At 62.3% G+C, this 19,302-nt stretch carries 16 protein-coding genes; 11 read left to right on the top strand and 5 right to left on the bottom strand.

What is annotated here, in order from left to right:
- Positions 1-40 precede the first annotated feature (40 nt).
- The 9 genes from EYV96_RS17850 (at position 41) to EYV96_RS17810 (ending at position 6,841) form a co-directional block, all read left to right on the top strand.
- Positions 41-379, top strand: coding sequence for a toxin-antitoxin system YwqK family antitoxin (locus EYV96_RS17850; RefSeq protein ID WP_165488730.1), 339 nt, complete (start codon positions 41-43; stop codon positions 377-379).
- 72 nt (positions 380-451) lie between these two features.
- Entirely contained in the window at positions 452-628 is a 177-nt protein-coding gene (locus EYV96_RS18830; protein ID WP_165488729.1) for a hypothetical protein, read from the top strand.
- 506 nt (positions 629-1,134) lie between these two features.
- A complete protein-coding gene (locus EYV96_RS17840; protein WP_131152951.1) occupies positions 1,135-2,202 on the top strand; it encodes an NHL repeat-containing protein in 1,068 nt (355 codons plus the stop codon).
- Positions 2,203-2,475: 273 nt separating this feature from the next.
- Positions 2,476-2,754, top strand: a complete 279-nt coding sequence (locus EYV96_RS17835) for a hypothetical protein (RefSeq protein WP_131152950.1) — start codon at positions 2,476-2,478, stop codon at positions 2,752-2,754.
- A 155-nt stretch (positions 2,755-2,909) separates the two neighbouring features.
- Positions 2,910-3,524, top strand: a complete 615-nt coding sequence (locus tag EYV96_RS17830) for a hypothetical protein (protein ID WP_165488728.1) — start codon at positions 2,910-2,912, stop codon at positions 3,522-3,524.
- 61 nt (positions 3,525-3,585) lie between these two features.
- The gene (locus EYV96_RS17825; RefSeq protein WP_131152948.1) at positions 3,586-4,386 is read left to right on the top strand and encodes a hypothetical protein; all 801 of its coding nucleotides are present in this window, start codon (positions 3,586-3,588) and stop codon (positions 4,384-4,386) included.
- Between the two features lie 145 nt (positions 4,387-4,531).
- Positions 4,532-4,828, top strand: coding sequence for a hypothetical protein (locus tag EYV96_RS17820; protein ID WP_131152947.1), 297 nt, complete (start codon positions 4,532-4,534; stop codon positions 4,826-4,828).
- 847 nt (positions 4,829-5,675) lie between these two features.
- Positions 5,676-5,855, top strand: coding sequence for a hypothetical protein (locus EYV96_RS17815; protein ID WP_131152946.1), 180 nt, complete (start codon positions 5,676-5,678; stop codon positions 5,853-5,855).
- A 77-nt stretch (positions 5,856-5,932) separates the two neighbouring features.
- Positions 5,933-6,841: a DUF2167 domain-containing protein gene (locus EYV96_RS17810; protein WP_131152945.1), complete on the top strand. Its 909-nt coding sequence runs from the start codon at positions 5,933-5,935 to the stop codon at positions 6,839-6,841.
- Between the two features lie 41 nt (positions 6,842-6,882).
- Here EYV96_RS17810 and EYV96_RS17805 read toward each other — a convergent pair whose 3' ends face one another.
- From EYV96_RS17805 to EYV96_RS17785, 5 genes are all read right to left on the bottom strand, one after another.
- Positions 6,883-8,100: an SGNH/GDSL hydrolase family protein gene (locus EYV96_RS17805; RefSeq protein ID WP_131152944.1), complete on the bottom strand. Its 1,218-nt coding sequence runs from the start codon at positions 8,098-8,100 to the stop codon at positions 6,883-6,885.
- 462 nt (positions 8,101-8,562) lie between these two features.
- A complete protein-coding gene (locus EYV96_RS17800) occupies positions 8,563-10,596 on the bottom strand; it encodes a S9 family peptidase (RefSeq protein WP_131152943.1) in 2,034 nt (677 codons plus the stop codon).
- A 264-nt stretch (positions 10,597-10,860) separates the two neighbouring features.
- A complete protein-coding gene (locus EYV96_RS17795; RefSeq protein WP_131152942.1) occupies positions 10,861-11,766 on the bottom strand; it encodes a patatin-like phospholipase family protein in 906 nt (301 codons plus the stop codon).
- Positions 11,767-11,901: 135 nt separating this feature from the next.
- On the bottom strand, positions 11,902-16,644 hold the full coding sequence (locus tag EYV96_RS17790; protein ID WP_131152941.1) for a dermonecrotic toxin domain-containing protein: 4,743 nt from the start codon (positions 16,642-16,644) through the stop codon (positions 11,902-11,904).
- 153 nt (positions 16,645-16,797) lie between these two features.
- Positions 16,798-17,814, bottom strand: a complete 1,017-nt coding sequence (locus tag EYV96_RS17785) for a class 1 fructose-bisphosphatase (protein ID WP_131152940.1) — start codon at positions 17,812-17,814, stop codon at positions 16,798-16,800.
- Positions 17,815-18,005: 191 nt separating this feature from the next.
- Here EYV96_RS17785 and EYV96_RS17780 point away from each other — a divergent pair, with 191 nt between their 5' ends.
- Together EYV96_RS17780 and EYV96_RS17775 are read left to right on the top strand one after the other, a co-directional pair.
- A complete protein-coding gene (locus EYV96_RS17780) occupies positions 18,006-18,380 on the top strand; it encodes a VOC family protein (protein ID WP_131152939.1) in 375 nt (124 codons plus the stop codon).
- 310 nt (positions 18,381-18,690) lie between these two features.
- On the top strand, positions 18,691-19,302 hold the full coding sequence (locus EYV96_RS17775; RefSeq protein WP_131152938.1) for a DJ-1/PfpI family protein: 612 nt from the start codon (positions 18,691-18,693) through the stop codon (positions 19,300-19,302).

Genomic DNA, 19,302 nt, shown 5'->3' with positions numbered 1-19,302 from the left:
ACTGCAGGTGCATCGTCGGCTTTTCCCTGGCGGAAGAATCATGACCGAGTGGACCGAATTGAATGGAAAGCTCCACGGATTTCGCCGCCACTGGTTCGCAGATGGGCGGCTATTCTCAGAGGCCGAGTATCGCGACGGTTTGGCACACGGCCTGATTCGAGAGTGGACCGAGGAAGGCAAGCTAACGCTGCAAGCGAACTACCAGAGTGGAAAGTTGGAAGGCCTCTATCAGACTTGGTGGGATGATGGAGAGAAGAAAGAGGATGGCGTCTATGTTCAGGGAAAAAGACTGAAGGGCTATCGTTGGTATCGACCCGATGGCGAACTCTGGCGGGAGTCGAGTGCTGACGGAGCGGATCCGATGGACTCCTGCCATTAGGGCATTGTGAGTGCAGCAGTAGGGTGTCCTCTGGAGGCCCCTTTCCGCTCTACGCGACGTTGCGATTGCCGGATGGCCCTGAGCTTTCTGGCCAGCGAACGGCTCGCCATCCACATGCATGACCGCGTCGAGCGCGTGATGAGCCTGCTGCAGCAGATGAACAACGTCCGCGACTACGACAGCGACTGGTCCACGTGCATGCACGGGCAGGGCGTCTTTGCGGATTTGATTTGCAAGCGGTTCGAGTAACGGGGCGAGCAACGGGGCCAGGTTCACATCCTTGCGTGATTCGCCCATCACCCTGCGTGAGCCATCGGCAATTGATGGTCGCGCCACTGATGTGGTGGTGCACATTGCGTCGATGGCTCGCCAACCTCGCCTTGATCTCCCCAGCATTCCGCAGCACATCGTCCAACGCGGAAACAACCGGAATCCACGTTTTCTAGACGACGAAGACTGACAGCGATACGTGCGGCTGCTCAGTGAAAGGCTCTTGGCTACAAGGTAAGGCCGGCGCACCGGCCGCGTTGTAAGTGAATCTGGCCCCGTTACTCCCACCGACGATTGCCTGACGCACCAACGAAATCTCTACCATGCGCAAAGCGCACACGCTCGCGATTCATCGCAGCAAATCACGGCACTTCCCGCAATTGGCTACGCGGCGTTTTGACGTCGCCAGTGACAGCGGAATGCAAGCGAATCGGCACATACCTGTACTGCGTGAATCGCCAATACCCTCACAGGAGGGGCGTGCCATGACAAATCGTCTGCGTCAAAAGAAGTTCGCTCGCACCACACTCGCCACCGCCCTCATGGCTGGCGCCTTGCTCACCCAAATGGTGCACGCACAAACCAACGAAGGGCCCATCCTTATCGCCGATCAGTTCAACAACCGCGTGATCGAGGTCGATCCCGGCAGCCACCGTGTGTTGTGGCATTTCGGGAATGGCTCGGATCTTCCCGGGCCCAGGAGCGTCGTCGGTGTCAACGATGCCGAACGTGTAGGCGCACTGACGCTGATCTCCGGTACCGGCACGCCACCCGGCCTGCCCGGATGCTCGGATACCGTCAATGGCTGTCCCGATAACCGCGTGTTCCTGGTCAACCAGGCCGGCATCATCGTCTGGCAATACGGCCAGGCCGGTGTCAGCGGTGATGGCCCCAACCAGCTGAACACCCCTGTGCAGGCACTGTTCCTCACCACCTTCCCGCATCACCCCGGCCCCATGGTGCTGATCGCCGATCAGGCCAATCAGCGCATCATCGTGGTGAATCTCAATCACCAGATCGTCTGGCAATACGGCACGACAGGCGTGAGCGGCAATGGACCCAACCAGCTCAATAACCCCAATAGCGGCGAGGTGCTTACCAACGGGCACATTTTGATTGCCGACGAAAGCAACGACCGCGTCATCGAAGTCACCACCGATATGAAGATAGTCAAGCAGTTCACGGCCGGCGGTACCGTCAGCGGCGCAGCCTTCGCCAGCCGGTTACCCAATGGCAATACACTGATCTCGGACTCGAACAACAACCGCATTGTCGAGGTCAACGGCAATGACGACGTGGTCTGGCAGTACTTCACCAACACGCAGCCAGGAAGCAACCCATCCCCGGCGCCGACACGTGCCGTGCGGCTGCATAACGGCAATACGCTGATCAGTGATCAGTTCAACAACCGGGTGATCGAAGTGACCCCGGCCGGGAAGATCGTGTTTCAGCAGGGCGAGCTGAACGTAGCGGGTGACAGTTTCAACCAGCTCAACGGGCCGTACGACGCCAAGGTGATTGGGGATTACACCGGGCTGACGCTTCCGTTCTGAGTGTTCGAACAGGAAGACGCGGAAGCCCCGTCATCGGCGGGGCTTCCTTTGCCGCTTGGCTCGACGGGCGCAACAACTTGCCGTTGAGCGCGAGATCTTGCCCATTGTGCGCGCGATGGTGGCGCGATAGCGTGCTATGCAGCGCGCGCGCAAGGCACGAGCTCAGGGGAACCATGGAATGAACAGCCGCATACGATCATCGTGGCATGGCTTGCGTTCTAGGCGTTCGCCCGGGCGTTTAACCATCGGCCGGTCGATGACGAACGCCATCCCATGAACGCCAACGTTTCCATCTCCATCGGCGCGGTGTATGCGCTTGGAACCATCCTTTTCAATCGATGGCTGTACGCCAAACTGCACCTGGTCGATCCGGAGATCACCCGCGAACCACCCGCGTACTTCGATCGGCCGGTTGTATCGCGCATGCTCCTCGACTTCGATCTTCCTAAAGATTTCTATCCTGCGTGGTTCAGGCGAAGCCTCTATGCATCAAGAGCCTTGCTCCTGTTCTATCCCGTGGTGCTCATGTGGGCGGTGCTGATTCCTGATTAGAGGCCCCATGCGGTAACGTGGCTGAAGAAGCGCATCACTTGAGAAGACATGCATGCCGGCCCCATGAGTCGATACGGAATGGAGATCCTTAAGATGTCGGTGCCAGAAATCGAACGAAGCGATACGCCATGATGACGTTGCCGCGACGAGCCTGCTTGCTTCTTCCCTTTCTACTGTCGCTGCCGGCACTGGCCATCCCGGGTAACCCCACGTTACCCCCGCCTGCCGGAGCGAACGTGGACGCCATCGTGTCGACCATGACCACGCCGCCGGCCCTCGACGTCTCCATGGGCGAACGGCACGTGGAGCTCGAACACACGACCCTGGCCGATGTCACGCATCAGGCCGGCATCGGCACAATTCACCATCGAGGTGACGCCGCCGACAGCCAGTACTGGCTCTGTTACACCACCACGCTTCATGGAAGGCCTGCGCGCATCTGGCTTTCATCGGGCGAGCTTGGTGGCGAGCAACACACGGTTGGTTCGGTCGCAGCGTCTGTTGTTGATAGCGTCGCTGACTCCGACGATTGTCCGGCGCTGCCTTCTCACGCTGGAATCGTGCGCATGGCCGGCGACGCTTCGCTGGGCTCGACGTCGGCGCAACTAGGCGAAAGGCTCGGCAAACCGTCCATGACCGTCGATGACTGGTGGATCTATTCGTACAGCGGAACCGTGAAACCCGGACTGGAACGGATATCGACACTTGAGGTTCGCATTCGCGGTGGCGTTGTCGTAGCCCTGGTCATGTCGCAAGCCACGACGGAATAGCCAGGGTGCGTCTTCTCACGACTGCTGGCAGCAAGCTGTTCGGATTCAAAGCCGAAGCTCCATGATCTCTAGCGCCCAACCCAACATCAGGCGATTCATCGAGGCCGAGCTTGAGAGCTCGGATCTCTTTGCCCACCGTGTCTTCCAGGAAGAAGTCGAGCAATACGCTTCCGAAGGTACGGATGAACTGGACGTCCAGAGGCGTTGCTGGGACGAGGTGGCAAACGAGTACGCCTGCAATCTGGGACATATGTCGATCGTGAAACGCGAGTTCTTTGATCAACCTGTGTATCGATCCGACTATCTTGACGAGTTGGTGAAGACCGGGCGGACGCGCGCGTGCAACGGACACTGGCCCATGCAGGCCTGCGAGACCCGGTTCGCGCATCGACTTGAGGCAGATTCTACGTACGGATTCAGTTTGACTGAGCGCGCATCAGCCATGAAAGCGGCATACGCCAGCAGGTTCGGCTTCGATGTGAGCACGGACGTCAGTCATGCTGATCTCGTGAACATCGTTGCCGCGCGTGCTGAAAGATTCGGCATGCTGGCCGACAGCCAGGGAGGCATCCGAGCAGACCTTGGAGGGCGTGGATCCGTACGCGTGGCGATTGAAAAGGGCTATTCCCGTCCCATCTTTCAGGTCCCGCTGTTCGTCCAGGTGGAGTTGGACGGACGCCATGCCGACAAAAGTTTCCGCGACTGCCTTAGGCATATCGTTCCGGGTTTCAGCTACTTCAAACTGGTTCGCTCGAATCGGGAACTCGCGTACGGAATCGATGCGTACCTCGTCTTTGCCAAAGCATTGTCAAAGTGCCTCGTGGCGTCTTCGGCCTTCCAGATGCCGGGAGAGTCAAGCTAGTCGAACTTAGTGGACTGAGAACCAGGGTGTCATCGCGCTTACGACTTATGGAGACAGAACACATGTCCTCGCCGCGTCGTGGAGACCGCTGTTGCAACGGGACAGGGCTGATAAACGCGCAACAAAAGCAAACGGAGGACAAGTGATGTTCGACGGATTTTGGTCGGGGATCATTGGCGGGATCTTTGGTCCACCCGTGTTGCATTTTCTAGGGCGGTTCCGGTATCCGGCGATCTTCGCGGTCACCTTTTTTGTGACCGGAATTTCGTTTGTCGTCTTCTGCGTCTTCAAACTCGGAGTTGCGCGGACAGTTCAAGGGCTGGAGTCCCAAGGAGGATGGTCCGTTCTTATTGTTCCAGGCATGTCAGCTACGCTAATTACATTTGGCGCATGGTTCGTTGCGATCCTTAACCCGCGAGAGAAGCGCGACGATGACAAATAAGATTTCATCAGAGTGGTGGCCACTCTATTGACGAGGTCATGGACCGGCCAGGCTTTCGTAGACACATCTGAGGCCATGACAGGAGTGCGTAACGCAACTCAGGCAGATGTCGTGGTGTTCGCCGTCATCTTCCCGGACAGCTTGTTTTCCACTGCGGCCCCGTTTTGGATACTGACGAGGCACCAGACAACGTCGGGAAAGTAGAGCAGCCCGAAGCCTTAGCAGGCGAATGCAGCAAGAGTGATATGCATCAGACAAACCACGAGACGTTGCCTGACAGACACGCAACGCAAAGTTTTGCTAGTGTCCCCTTCGCTGCCTGCGACTCCACACAGAGGACCTACACAGGCAGCGCATCGCTCACATCATGAAGCGAAAAAGCGCGGGCCTTGGGTGTTTCGACCACCACAAGACCCGCTGACCACCACCAATACGAGAACTATTGAAGATGGCTACGCCAAATAGTACGGCAATACCCCCCGCGCCGCGCCCACAAAGCGGCCACCTCACCGATCCCCGGGACGTCCGCACTCTGCGCAGACGCGGTTGACGAACGGCGGCAGCTCGCCGCGCCCGGATCGTTCCAGCGCTCTCGTGACACTCGGTCCTGATGGAAGGACTGAGGGCGGGCGGCCGCACCTCCTCGTAACCAAGCCTTCCGGCGCCCGGTCACGGGCAGGCCGGTGAGCCTTTATGACCTGAGCGGTGCTTTGCACCACGCGCGGCGCGTCAGTGCCTGCACGGCGTGCCGCGTTTATGGGAGAGACACGAGATGGATCAGGGGAAATGCCCGGTTTCGGGTGATACGAAACATCGGAACTCGGCGGAAGACGAGTGGCGGGAGCACATGTTCGACGTGCTGGAGTGCTGTTCGATGGCGCGCGATACAGCGTATGCCGTGTACGAGTTGATGGCGCCGGTTAGCCAGGCGGACGACGAGGCCTGGCGTCGGGAGTTGAGGGCGCTGCGTCGCTGTCTGGAGGGTGCGAAAAAGTCGGCCTTGCTCGCGTTGGAAAAGCTGCCATGAGCGGCCCCTACCCCATCGCAATTCCCTTCGATACACTCCCGCCACGTCCAGGGGGACGCTCAACAAGGGAAGTTGCCATGTCTCGCAAGAAGCTCTTGCCGGCACTCGTGCTGGCCGGTTTGCTCGTGTTCGCGCCCGTGATGGCGGATGACGCCTCGGATGCGGAATCGAAGGTCGAAGCGTTTATCTCGTCGATCCACCCGATCACCGGCAAGGTCGATGTCGCCCAGGCGGGCGCCACGCTCGATATCGCGCCCGGTTACAGCTACCTGCAGGCCAAGGACGCGCAGCGCGTGCTGGAACAACTGTGGGGCAATCCGCCGGACAGCGATGTGCTGGGCATGATCATTCCCAGCACCGATCCGCACGCGTTGATCAGCGACAAGAACTGGGCGGTGGTGGTGACGTTCGTCGATGACGGCTACGTGTCCGATGCGGACGCGACCAAGATCGACTACAGCAGCATGCTCAAGGACATGCAGGAAGACGCTGAAGACAGCAACGAAGAACGCGTCAAGCAGGGCTTCGACGAAGTGCACATTATGGGCTGGGCTGAGCAACCGTCGTACGACGCCTCGTCGCACAAGCTGTACTGGGCGCGTGATCTGCAGTTCAAGTCACCGGACGGCAAGGGCGATTCGCGCACGTTGAACTACGGCATCCGCGTGCTGGGCCGCAAGGGCTATCTCTCGCTCAATGCCATTGCACCGATCGACCAGCTGGGCCAGGTGAAGGCCGACATGCCGGCGGTGCTGGACATGGCCGACTTCAACGAAGGCCAGCGTTACGCCGACTACAACGCGGCGACGGACAAAGCGGCCGAATACGGTATCGCCGCGCTGGTGGCCGGCGGCATCGCGGCGAAGGCGGGACTGTTCACCAAGATCGGCGCGCTGTTGCTGGCGTTCAAGAAGGTAATCCTGGTGGGCCTCGCCGCTGTCGGTGGCGCGATCGGCAAGTTCTTCAAGGGCAAGAAGGCCCAGTAATGCCTGGGAAGCGCAGCACTCCGGCGCTGCGCTTCCTTCGGTCAGGGTGTATCGGCGTGAGGCCATGCATGGCTGAAGCGCTTTCTCAGAACCGCCCGCACCTTTTCCGCGATGATGCGATGCGCATGCGTCGTCGGATGCGTCAGATCCCAGAACAGGAAACGATGTGCGTCGTGGCACGTCGTGCGCGGATGCCATGAGGCCAGGTAGTTCCGGAAGGTGTCGGTGTTGATGTTCAGGCAGGACTGCGTGACGTTTTCCAGGCCATAGTCTCGCGGCGACGCCAGCAAGGCGTTGAACATGCCATGGGCATCGACGAGCGCGACATCGATGCCGGTGACGGCGCGTATGCCGGCCACGGCTTCCTGCAGCAAGCGGTTGTAGCGTTGCGTGTCACGGGCGACGTCGCCTTGCCGCGCGTTGCCATGCATCGAAGGCACGCGTGCGAGATCGGGCAGGTTGATGACGGCGATGTGGCGCCCGCCGCGATCAATGATGCGTTCGACGGCGGATTCCACGATGCGCGCGATGTCGGCGACGGGACGCTCGTAGTTGATGATGTCGTTGGCGCCGATCCAGACGAGAAACAAGGTGCGCGAAGGATCGTAGCCTTGCGCCCGGTCCATGTACTGGGCCCATGAGGCCACCTGTTCCATCAGGCCGGGCACGACGATATACGGCTCGGCGGCGGCCCCGGCAATGGCCCAGTTGTAGAGGGGAAGGCGCGTGCTTTCGGCGAGGTATTCCGGCCAGACGGGACCGTTGCTGAAGCGGCCGAGCAACCAGCTCGACGCATTCGGAAAGCGCCATTGCGACGCGTTGAAGAGGTTGGACGTGTCCGAGAGGCTGTCGCCGAAGACGATCAGGCGATCCAGGCGATGGCCGGGCGTCGCGGCCTCGGACCAGAAGGTGTAATTGAAGGAGAGCGCGTTGTCGGCGGCGTGCACGTCGATCCAGGCCGTGTCGATGCCTTTGGCGGCGAGGGTGCGTTCGCAATGGGCGCGCAGGGTGGCCGCAGAGGTGGGTGTGTAGAACATGTTGCGCCAGGCGAGTGGGTGATCGCTCCACCAGCGGCCGGGGATTTCGAGCCAGTGGCCTTGAGGGTCACGCGCCCATTCGAAGGAGGTCTTCGGGGTGAGGGCTGGAGAGGGGAGGCGGTACCAGCAGCGGGCGTAGGTGTGGGTGCTGCTGGCCTGATGCGCGAGGGCTGGGAAGGTACTGGCGAGAAGGGCGAGGATGAGGGCGAAGCGGGTTGGCACGTGCGCGACTTCCGGGTGAATCGGGAGGTGCGCATGGTGGGTGGTGAGAGTGAAGGGATTCGGTGGTGAGGGTGAAGGGGGGGCGAGCGCTCGCGCCTGCGGCGCTGTAAACGGTAAACGGTCAGAGCAAGGTTCGGCGTCTCCGAGCCCCCTCTTCTCCGTTCACCGTTTACAAGCCCGCGCAGCGGGCGCCCTCTCTGGGGTTCGCGCCTGCGGCGCTGTGAACGGCAAACGGAAAACGGTCAGAGCGAGGTTCGGTGTTTCCCGAGCCCGCTCTTCTCCGTTCACCGTTTACAAGCCCGCGCAGCGGGCGCCCTCTCTGGGGTTCGCGCCTGCGGCGCTGTGAACGGTAAACGGAAAACGGTCAGAGCGAGGTTCGGTGTTTCCCGAGCCCGCTCTTCCCCGTTCACCGTTCACAAGCCCGCGCGGCGGGCGACCCCCCCCGTTAACCACACAAGCCCATCAGTTCGCCGGCAGATACTTCCCGAACCACTCCAGCGCACGCTGCAGCACATCCTTCTGGTGTGCCGGATTGACGAAGTGATGGCCTTCGTTGGGATAAATCACCAGCGACGTCGGCACGCCCTGCGCGCGCAGGGCATGCCAGAACTCCAGCGACTGGGCCGCCGGGCATTCCGCGTCACGATCACCCACGACAACGAGCGTCGGCGCGGTGGTCTTCTTGATGAAGTTGATGGCCGAGCTCTTGGCGTACACCGCCGGATCGTCGTATACCGACGCGCCGAAGAACGGGATCATCCACTGGTCGATCAGGTTCTGGCCGTAGTAGCTCTGCCAGTTGGCGATGCCGGCACCGGCCACCACCGCGCGGAAGCGCTGCGTCTGCGTGGGTGCGAACATGCTCATGAAGCCGCCGTAGCTCCAGCCGGTGAGGCCCAGGCGCTTGTCGTCGACAGGCAGGCGCTTCTCGATGGCGTCGATGCCGGCCAGCGTGTCGCGCAGGTCGCCGTAGCCGAAATCCTTGCGGTTGGCCTGGACGAAGGCTTCGCCCTGGCCGTGGCTGCCGCGCGGGTTGGGCATGAAGACGAAGTAGCCCAGCGCCGAGAACGGCACGCCGCCAAAGCCCACGCCCGGCCAACGCGGCATCACGGCGCTGGCGGGACCGCCGTGCACGGTGACGATCATCGGATAGCGCTTGCTCGGATCGTAATTGGCCGGGTACAGCAGCCAGCCCTGCACGTGCTTGCCTTCGTTATCCCACTCGATCGACTCGGCCTTGCCCCACTGCGGCTTCAGGCCGGCGTTGATCTTGGTGATGGCCGACGGTGGCGTGTTGCCCAGCGCACCGGCATGCACTTCGGGTGCGGCTTCGTAGGAAGACTTCACGAAGGCCACCGACTTGCGATCATCCGACAGTGACAGGGCCATCGCGTCGCCACCCGCGCCGATGCTGGCCGGCACGGTGAACAGCGTACGCGTCGGCTTGGCGGACTGTGCGGTGACGGCGTATTCGGCCACCTGGGCCTGGCCGTTGCTGACCTGGCTGACGATCATCTGGTTGTTGCCGTTCCAGGCCAGCCACACCGGCGAGACCTTGGTATCCGGCGTGAGATTGACCGGCTCGCCGCCCTGCGACGACACGCTGTAGATGTCACCGCCGGTGGCACCCTGGTCGCTCATCAGGCCACCGATGAACGCGATGCGCGAGCCGTCCGGCGACCAGCGCGGCAAGGCCATCTGCAGGCCGCGCAGCGACGACTTGGTCGTGGCCGGATCGACGGCGACGCTCGGCTGCGCGCCGGCCTGCGTACCCTGCACCCACAGCTTGGACACCCACCAGTTGTTGTCACCCGGCGGCGGTGCGGAGACGAAGGCGATGCGCGAACCATCCGGCGACCAGCTGAACTCGTACACGTGCTGGTTGGCGCCGGTGAGGAAACGCAGTTCACTGCCATTGGCATCGACGGCAGCCACGCGCTGCACTTCCACGCCATCCACACCGATCTCGCCGATCTGCGGCTTGGCGGCGGCGGTGGCGCTGGAGCGACGCGTGGCATTTTCGACAAAGAGGAAACCGATGCTGCGCCCGTCGTTGGTCCAGGCAAGGTTCGCGGCCAGGCCACGCAGCGGCGCGATCTGCCTGGGATTGTCCAGGTCCTTGGTGTCGACCACGAACAGGTTGCGACGCTTGTCCTTGTCACCGCAGTCGGAGAGGAAGGCGATGCGATGCGAATCTGGAGCCCAGGTCACGTCCGTCTGGCTGCACACGCCCGGACCCGCACGCCCGATGTGGCGTACGTTGTGGCCATCGATATCCGCGATCTCGATCAGCGTGCGACCTTCGCCGGACAAGGTCCAAGCGACAGCCTTGCCATCGGGTGACAACTGCGCACGGGCGATCGAACGCGATTTACCCAGCTCGGTCAGCAGCTGCTCGATGCGCGGATCGACCGTGGGACTGGCCGTGTCGGCGTGGACCACGGGAATGAGGGCCGCTGACAACAGCGTCAGCGAGAGCCGGGATGCGAGGGACATGCGGATGGAATTCCTAACGCGACAGGAATCCGCACGCTAGCAGCTCGATTTGGCCCGGGCAGTAGGTCATTCGTCACGGGTGGGAGAGGGCGCTGGCGCGCCCTGTGAATTCGCCCGCTGCGCGGGCTGTGAACGGTGAACAGGTAAGAGCGGGTTGGGTCAGCGGCGAGCTCTGCTTTTCTCCGTTCACCGTTTACAGCGCCGAAGGCGCGGCCTCACAGCGAGCAACGCGAGCGGATTCACAGGGCGCGTCAGCGCCCGGCCTCACTTTGCGGGTACGGGTGTCCGGCGCGCCGCTTCCAACGCGGCCAGCTTGGCCTTGATCTGCGGCATCACTGCCATCGCGGCGCGTTCGCCTTCGAGGATCGCCTGATTCTTCGCCTGGAAATCCGCGGCGCCGATCTGGTTCACGCGGGGGCGGATGACGATGTCGGCGCGGGCCAGTTCCTGCTCGCCGAGCTTCTGGCCCATGATGCTGATCGACTGGCCGACGATGTTGAGCATGCCGTTCGGATTGTTGCCGTCGGCCTTGCTGGAGATATCCACCGCGATGACGAAATCGGCGCCCAGCTGGCGCGCGGCGTCGGCGGGGACGGGGCTGACCACGCCGCCGTCGACGTAGTGCTTGCCGTTGATCTCCACCGGTTCGAAGACGCCGGGGATGCTGCTCGATGCGCGCACGGCCTGGCCGGTGTTGCCGCGCACGAAGACGGTGCGCTGGCCGGTTTCCAGCTGGGTGGCGACGGCAGCGAAGGGAAGCTTGAGCTTCTCCATCGAGCGGCCACCGACGAGCTGGTTGATGTAGTCCTGGAGTTTCTGGCCCTGCACGAGGCCGCCGGAGAAGAGGCGAACGTCGCGGATCTTGCTTTCATCGAGCGCAAAGGCCTGTTCCTGCAGCTGGAACGGATCCATGCCGCTGGCGTACAGCGCACCCACCACGCTGCCGGCGCTGGTGCCGGCGACGACATCGGGATGAATGCCGTTGGCTTCCAGCATTTTGATGACGCCGATATGCGCGAAACCCTTGGCGGCACCGCCGCCGAGCGCCAGACCGATACGCGCCGGCGGCACCACCACGACAGGCGGCGGCGGGGGCGTGGGCCTGGTGGTTTCGAAGCAGGCGCTGAGCGCGAGAGTGGACAGCACGACCAGCAGGCGAAGGCGGCGCATGGATGCAACGTAAGAGTGGGTTGGCGCGGAGTGTACGTGGGGAATGGGGCGGCGCGGTGGCCGGGCCAGGGGCGGGGTGAGGTGGCAGTCAGCTTGGCGGTGCCGGCGCGCCCGGGTGGACGCGCCGACGTGGCGTTACCGCCTGGCGAGTATGTCGAACGCCGCATCGTCCGGATCGCGCACATGCAGGCCATGCATTGCGTCGGGATCCTCGATCAGATGCGGGATGGGCGCTTTCAGGGCCGGCACGGCGTGGGAGTGCTGGTGCGGCGCAGGGGGATGCTCGGGATATCGGGCCGGGTCACGGAACGGAAGGACCGGGAAGTACATCCGGGTCGACAGCTCCAGCCACTTGGGGTCGGTGGGAGAAATCCATCCCGAAAGCCCAAGGTCTTCCCGGTTGACGAAGATCTGCATGCCCTCGCCCTCCCAGAACCGCATCCGGTTGGCAAAAGCGGCCGGATACTCGGACGCCGGGCCCTCCCAGCCGATCCAGCCATCCACGATCCGGATGCCGTTCCAGCCCGGTTCGGTGAAGTCTTTGGTCGGCCAGCGGCGTCCTGGTTTGCCCACGACGGTGAAGCGATGGATGGGCACCATGGCGTAGGTTTCGGCGTAGCCACCGGCCTCGTTGATGAGGTGCGCGGTCAGCAGGGCCATCTCGTCGCAGTTGCCGGCGCCCGTGCGCAGGATGGCATCGTAGTAGTGCGGGTAGTGAGTCTGGTCGAGGAAGGCGTTCTGCACGAACTCCACCATGGGGGCCGTCGCCCGTAGTCGAAGGGTATCGTCGGCCGCACGCTGGTTGGCCATGCGCAAACCGGTGGCCTGGAAGTGCTCCTTCAGGATCGTTGCCGCTTCCGTCGCGTAGTACGCGTTGGCTCCTCCCGCGGTATCGATGTCCGCTTTGGTCGGTCGCGCTATCGACGTGGCGGGTTGGGGCAGGAGCGATACCTTGCCTGCATCGTGCCCTTCGTTTTCCAGGCGATACAGCAACTGGGTCCGGGCCGCTTCGTCGGTGAAGTAGGCCTGGTGTTGCAGGAACAGCTTATCGATCTGGTATTTGGCGTACCCATGGGCGGTCATGAGTTCGCGGATCTGCTGCATCTTCGGAAGGTGCGTGAGGATGCGCGGCATGGGAAGCTTCGCCCCATCCTGCAGCAGCTTCCATGCGCCGATGTGATGCTCGATGTACGCCTGGTCCACCGGCTTCAGGTTGTCCAGCTTGTCGAAGCTCAAGGCCAGATCCTTGATCTGTTCGACGCCGCCTTGTTCCATCATCTTCAAGGTGTCGATGGTGGCGCGGTAGAAAACGCCCGGCATGGGTTCCACGGTGATGGCAATGACGTTTTCCGATGCCACGAAGATGGCGCGGAGCAGGCGGCGGTCCCTGACGCCCTGGACGATCGAGCCCAGGTCCACGACGAAGGTATGTGCCTGCAGGGCCACCAGGGCAGGGTCGAGAGGGGTCGTGGGATGGATGCCGAAGGTGCCATCGAGGTTCATGCGGCCGATGACGCGGTTCTCGGCACGCAGGGGAAAGGCGATGGCGCCGTACTCCTGCGGGCTCAACAAGGCCAGCTTTTCCATGTCGACGTCGGCGCGATACAACCGGTGATCGTGCGCGATCAGCCCCTGCTCGCCCTCCTGGGTCATAAGCACCTGGTGGTTCAATGCCTGGGCGCGCACGGCGAGGGGATCCTTCAGGTCGGCGTTGATGACCGTTTGCCACGCGCCGCAACCGGGAGACCGGCGAACGCGCACGCCGCAATCGTCATCGCTGCGAACGAAGAGGCGTCGGGTCTCCGGTGCCGTGATGGGATAACTTTCGTGGATTCGTGGTCCTGGCGCCATGACCGCCGCATCCGGCGCATGGCTGTAAAGCAACGCGTGCTCGGTCTGCGTCAGTGGGCGTGGCATGACGACGTGACGCACGATGAAATTGTGCTGTTCGGCCGCTTCCGTCAGCACCTGCATGGATGAGGCGCGCGGATCGATCGTCACTACATGATTAAACGGCTTGAGCCGGGGATCGCGTCCGACATGCGGCGGCACGACGACGACAATGCTGTGCTTCTTGTCGTCGGGATGTTCCACCAAGGCCGAAAGCACGTCCTCACCGGGAAACTGCGTGGCGACCTGCAGCATGCTTTGTTCATTGGCTTGTTTGAAATTCGCCATCGAGTCGTTGGGGTCGAGCATGTGACTGACGGCACGGATGCTGCCTTTGACCCGGTTGAGGCGAACCGGCAAGGTGCGAGGTGCATTGAGCCAGGCGGCGAGATCCGCCACCGTGCCGCGAAAGCCCGTGTTGACCATGGTCACCAAAAAGGAAAAGGCATCGGAAGGGCGCGTCGTTGCCATCCCTTTGACTTGCGTCTCCAGGCCATTCGCGGGCGTCATGTCCAGGCCATTCGAGGGAGTCATGTCCAGGCCATTCGCGGTCGTCATGCGTTGCCCCGACGCGTCGAAGGCCAGCGCCAGGTACCTGACATCGTCCAGTGACGGTAGTTGTGCCTTGAAATCCGTATCCGGCACGCGCCTCTTCCACGATCCCTCCGGCGTAAAACTGATCGGCGGTCCGCCATCGGCGATGCGCAGTCCGCCATCCGGTCCCGTCTCGATGGGCAGGAAGCCGTCGCCATAGGGCAGGTAGCGCTGACCGTACGGTCCGGTGAACGTGCGTCGGCTGGCGTCGGGCACCATGTGCGTCACATCCAGCATCTGCGGCCTGGCATTGGCCATCCACGCGGCCTCCGCCGAACCGGGCCTATGGCCCCAGTCGACGGGCAGTTCCGGTGCAAGCCGGACGGCGATGTATCGGTTGCCGTCGCGCTGGAGTGGGGCGCCGATGGGGGCGCCTCCGGGTGCATCGCTCAGATAGACGTTGCCATCGACCGTCGTGACGACGACGTTGGCGATGTCGTTGACGGTCTGTAACTGGCCCCGGCGTCGGAAGAGGACGGTCTGTGGAAGGGTGTCATCGAAGACGCGCAGACCATGTCGTGGCGTCATCGGTGAGGGCCGGACTGTCCATTGCTGACCGGAACCGGCGATCAATGCAAGCCATTCGCCGTCATCCATCGACACGGCGTATGCATCGAATTCCTCTGACCACACGAAATGATTCTGTCCCGGATTGAGTCCTTCGGCCGCGATCATGCCGTGGGCTTCCCAGACCGCCCGTCCCGCGGCTGCCCTGGACTCGTACGAAGTCGACAGGAGTTTGGCGAACGTCGAGCCGCTCACGACGTCTTCCAACGTCACCTTGTCCAGGTCGGAGCCCTGCGAACGCACCGACCACTGATTGCGACGCGCGTCGAAGTGCACGCTTTGCATATCGTCGACATCGATCGCCAGACTGCCTTCCAGAACGGGCTGGACGGCCATGATCAGCAAGTTCGTGACATCGCCCACGAGGTGCCAGCTGGCCTGCAGTCGCTGCTCCGAGGTGTCGCTGTTGATGGCCTGATCGATATGGACACCCGCTTCGGCGATGGTCGTCAGGGGCTGCAGAAGGGGCAGTACGGTGTCGATGGCACTGAAATAGGAAAGGGCAAGCTGTTCGCTGATTTCACCCTTGGAAGTAATCAGTGTTTGTGTGTCATCGCGCATGCGCGCCTGCGTCTGGGCAATGCGGTGCGAGGACCAGCTGTCGAGCGGAATCGCCTGCGGATTGGCATGGATGTAGCCCAGCGATGCTTCCGGCTCGTGTGCCTTGAAATACTGCAGCATGCTGTCGACGCCAGAATAGAAGTGGCCATCCTGGCGCCTGTAGAGCGAAAAACCCTGGGCAATGGAGCCTTCGTCGCCTCGCTTGGCTTTGGCGATGATCCAGCGCTTGAGTTCATCCAGCGACGAGAACTCCATGAGTCGCTCTTCCGTACTCGGTGCCACCAGCACCCATCGATCGCGGGCGTGCAGCACATACATATTCGACGAGGTATAGCCGTAAATATCGAAGGTCGATACCGATACCTTCGTATCGCCCAGGGTGTACTTCGCCTCCGGATAGCCCAGGGCGGCCAGCACCATGTTCTCAGCCAGGTCCGACAGAAGCGACGAACCGTCGGGTAGCGGTTGCCGTTGCACGCCCAGATCGTGGATGGTACGCAGCACGAGAAACTGATAATAATCCGTGCCGTGTTCGCGCCAGAATTCGGCCATGATGCCGTTGAAGCGCTGCAGGAAATCCTCGTTCCAGACATCATTGATCAGTCGGGAGGGAAGGATGCGCGCTTCGTTGGTCTCGTCGTAGCGGTCTGCGGTGTTGCTGGTATAGATGCCGGCAAGCGTATTCATCGCATCGGGATCGAGATATTCCTTCGCGGAAAAATTGGTAATCAGCAATGTCGCGAGATTGACCGACCGGGTTGGCCGTTCACGCAGGTGTTGCCAACCGGTGTAGCTGCGATCACTGGTTTGCGCGCTTTTGAAAACATTGAAGTACAACTGGCTGGGATCGACTTTCAGGCCGTAACGCCTCTGGATGATTTCGGCCATGGTGCGTTTGGCCGACTCGCGGATGTTTGGCATCAGCGGCGACAGATGCGCCCACTTCCTCTCGTAGTCCCTGTTGGTTTCCGTTCTATCCCTGGAATACGGCGGCAGGGGCGCCGTGATCGGAGCGGCAAGTGCGCCGTTTTGTCGGGGTTCCAGGTGCGAGGCAAGCTCGCCGAGCGCGCCAACCGCCAGACGTTCGAGCATGGGTAATTCAAACGTGACCTGAGGCAGATCGCCGGGATAGGCCGGGTTAGGCAGATAGCCGGGATAGACCGTGTTTTGTGCCCGCGCGATGCGCCGACAGCCGTTGCCAGGTGAGAGATGCGGGCCATTGCCGACGATAGGAGGCGATGAAGCGACGCGGGTGAGGAGGGTCATGGGCCAGGTTCCAGGGGAAAGCCCTAGATGAACCTGCCTGCGGGCGGGCAGCTACAAGGAAAGGCCCGGTCTCCCTGCATGGACACCGGGCCTTCATGAGACCTGCATGCGAGTGACAGGGAGCAGACGACTCGTCTCGCTCCCTCATGCGGATTACGCCGACGCGCCGTCCGCTTCCACGTGGTAATGCGTCGCCAGTTCGATTTCCTTCTTCGAACCGAGGAACACCGGCACGCGCTGGTGCAGGCCCGTGGGCTGCAATTCCATGATGCGTTCGCGGCCCGTGGTGGCGGCACCGCCGGCCTGTTCGATGATGAAGGACATCGGGTTGGCTTCGTACATCAGGCGCAGCTTGCCGCCCTTGGACTTGATCTTGGCGTCGAGCGGGTAATAGAACACGCCGCCGCGCGTGATGATGCGATGCACGTCGGCCACCATGGACGCGACCCAGCGCATATTGAAGTCACGACCGCGCGGGCCTTCCTTGCCGGCCAGCAGCTCGCCGATATAGCGCTGCATCGGCACTTCCCAGTGGCGCTGGTTCGACATGTTGATGGCGAACTCACCGGTTTCTTCCGGGATGCGGATGTCGCGACGGCTCAGCACGAAGCTGCCGACTTCGCGATCGAGCGTGAACTCGTGCGTGCCATGGCCAAACGTGAGCACCATCAGCGTGCACGGGCCATACACCACGTAACCGGCGGCCAGCTGCGTGGTGCCCGGCTGCAGAAAGTGCTCGGCCTTCGGCTGGCTGATGCCATCGGGACAACGCAGGATCGAGAAGATCGTGCCGACGGAGATGTTCACGTCGATGTTCGAGCTGCCATCGAGCGGATCGAACAACAACAGGTGGTTGCCCTTGGGGTACATGTCCGGGATCTGCTGCGGATCTTCCATTTCCTCCGACGCGCACGCGGCGAGCTGGCCACCCCAGGCGTTGGCTTCGAGCAGGATCTCGTTGGAAATGACGTCGAGCTTCTTCTGCGCCTCGCCCTGCACGTTGTCGCTGCCGGCATTACCCAGTACGCCACCGAGCGCGCCCTTGTTGGTGGCCACGGCGATGCGCTTGCAGGCGCGCGCCACTACTTCGATCAACAGGGACAGTTCGGCGTTGACGCGGCCGGCGCGGCGCTCCTCGATCAGGAACTGGATCAATGAAACGGGCTTCATGGCGGGTCCGTGGCATGAGGGAACGCGCATTTTCCCGGGTGTTACTGAATGGGGCTAGAGGGGCATACCAGTTGGGCCCGCTTTCGGCGGCTGACAAAAGTGAAAGCGGGCCGACCCTGCTGACAATACGTTGTCAGCAGCACCCCCTCAGACTCTCCTTCACGCCAAGCGCACTGGAGGGAGTCAAGGACATGCTGAACCCGGTCGTCACCCATTGGTTTGAGATCCCCGTCCGTCAGATGGGGCGTGCCGTCAGCTTCTATGACGCCGTGCTGGGCACGACGCTGGAGCCTGAGCCCCACGGCGGTATGGAGCTGGCCGTGTTTCCGTACGACCCCGCACAGCACGTCACGGGGGCACTGATGAAGCTCGAGCACTGCGAGCCGTCGATGCATGGAAGCACGGTTTATCTGAGTGTTGAAGACGTGGCGCAGACGCTGGCGCGGATCGTTGCGGCCGGTGGCGCGGTGATCGTGCCGCGAACCGAGTTGCCGGAAGGGCGCGGGGCATTTGCGCAATTTCGGGACAGCGAGGGGAATCGGGTGGGGTTATGGTCGCGGGGGTGAGGGGTGCCGCTACCTCACAGGGTCGTCATTCCGGCGAAAGCCGGAATCCAGTGGCGACCACGTTGGGTCAAGCGACGAACCGCACGAATTGACTCTCGAGCAACACAAGGCCGTCAACTACTTCGCTCGCAGGTGGCGTTGTCGCCGCTGGATTCCGGCTTTCGCCGGAATGACGACAGCAAAGGGCGCGCTGGCCTGCGCCGGCATGACGATTTCTTGTTGAGGTTGGCCTCCGTGTCGAACCCCCGCTTCCCCATTCGTCGAGATGACGACACCGCAGTTCGCAGACGTATCAAAGGAGGGATGACCCATGCGTGACACCGTTTATTTCCTGGCTTTCGACGGCTTTGCCGATTGGGAAGCCGCGCTCGCCTTATGTGAGATCCGCCGCCCGGGTGACTGGCGCGTGGTGACCGTGGGTTTCTCGCACCAGCCGGTACTGTCGATGGCCGGGTTGCGCGTGCTGCCTGAAATCACGCTTGACCAGATGGATCTGGCGCGCGCCGCGCTGTTCGTGATTCCCGGCGGTCATATGTGGGAACACGGGTATGGCGACGAAGCCATCGAGATGGCCGTGCGTGTTCATTCGGCTGGCGCACCCGTGGCTGCGATCAGCAGCGGCGTGCTGGCGCTGGCGCGTGCGGGCCTGCTGGAACGCTGCCGTCACACCGGCAATCTCAGCGGTTTCATCGGCCGTCACGTGCCGGACTACGCCGGTGTCGAACAATACGACCCGGATGTGCTGGCCGTCAGCGACGGTGGCGTGATCACCGCCAGTGGCCTGGGCAGCGTCGAGTTCGCCCGCGAAATCATCCGCACGCTGGATCTCTACAGCGCCAGCGACCGTGAGCATTGGTACCGGCTGTTCAAGCACGCCGTGCCGCCGCCGTGGTTTGCCGGCGAGAAGGCTGTCGCAGCCTGA

The organism is Dyella terrae, from assembly GCF_004322705.1.
GTDB classification, from domain to species: domain Bacteria; phylum Pseudomonadota; class Gammaproteobacteria; order Xanthomonadales; family Rhodanobacteraceae; genus Dyella_D; species Dyella_D terrae.
The sequence above is the reverse complement of the archived record's forward strand: the minus strand, read 5'-3'. Positions and strand labels throughout refer to the sequence as shown.

Coding starts and splice junctions, on each gene's coding strand:
- EYV96_RS17850 (WP_165488730.1), top strand. CDS start 41: ATGACCGAGTGGACCGAATTGAATGGAAAGCTCCACGGATTTCGCCGC.
- EYV96_RS17810 (WP_131152945.1), top strand. CDS start 5,933: ATGTCTCGCAAGAAGCTCTTGCCGGCACTCGTGCTGGCCGGTTTGCTC.
- EYV96_RS17835 (WP_131152950.1), top strand. CDS start 2,476: ATGAACGCCAACGTTTCCATCTCCATCGGCGCGGTGTATGCGCTTGGA.
- EYV96_RS18830 (WP_165488729.1), top strand. CDS start 452: ATGGCCCTGAGCTTTCTGGCCAGCGAACGGCTCGCCATCCACATGCAT.
- EYV96_RS17780 (WP_131152939.1), top strand. CDS start 18,006: ATGCTGAACCCGGTCGTCACCCATTGGTTTGAGATCCCCGTCCGTCAG.
- EYV96_RS17800 (WP_131152943.1), bottom strand. CDS start 10,596: ATGTCCCTCGCATCCCGGCTCTCGCTGACGCTGTTGTCAGCGGCCCTC.
- EYV96_RS17820 (WP_131152947.1), top strand. CDS start 4,532: ATGTTCGACGGATTTTGGTCGGGGATCATTGGCGGGATCTTTGGTCCA.
- EYV96_RS17790 (WP_131152941.1), bottom strand. CDS start 16,644: ATGACCCTCCTCACCCGCGTCGCTTCATCGCCTCCTATCGTCGGCAAT.
- EYV96_RS17785 (WP_131152940.1), bottom strand. CDS start 17,814: ATGAAGCCCGTTTCATTGATCCAGTTCCTGATCGAGGAGCGCCGCGCC.
- EYV96_RS17825 (WP_131152948.1), top strand. CDS start 3,586: ATGATCTCTAGCGCCCAACCCAACATCAGGCGATTCATCGAGGCCGAG.
- EYV96_RS17840 (WP_131152951.1), top strand. CDS start 1,135: ATGACAAATCGTCTGCGTCAAAAGAAGTTCGCTCGCACCACACTCGCC.
- EYV96_RS17795 (WP_131152942.1), bottom strand. CDS start 11,766: ATGCGCCGCCTTCGCCTGCTGGTCGTGCTGTCCACTCTCGCGCTCAGC.
- EYV96_RS17815 (WP_131152946.1), top strand. CDS start 5,676: ATGTTCGACGTGCTGGAGTGCTGTTCGATGGCGCGCGATACAGCGTAT.
- EYV96_RS17775 (WP_131152938.1), top strand. CDS start 18,691: ATGCGTGACACCGTTTATTTCCTGGCTTTCGACGGCTTTGCCGATTGG.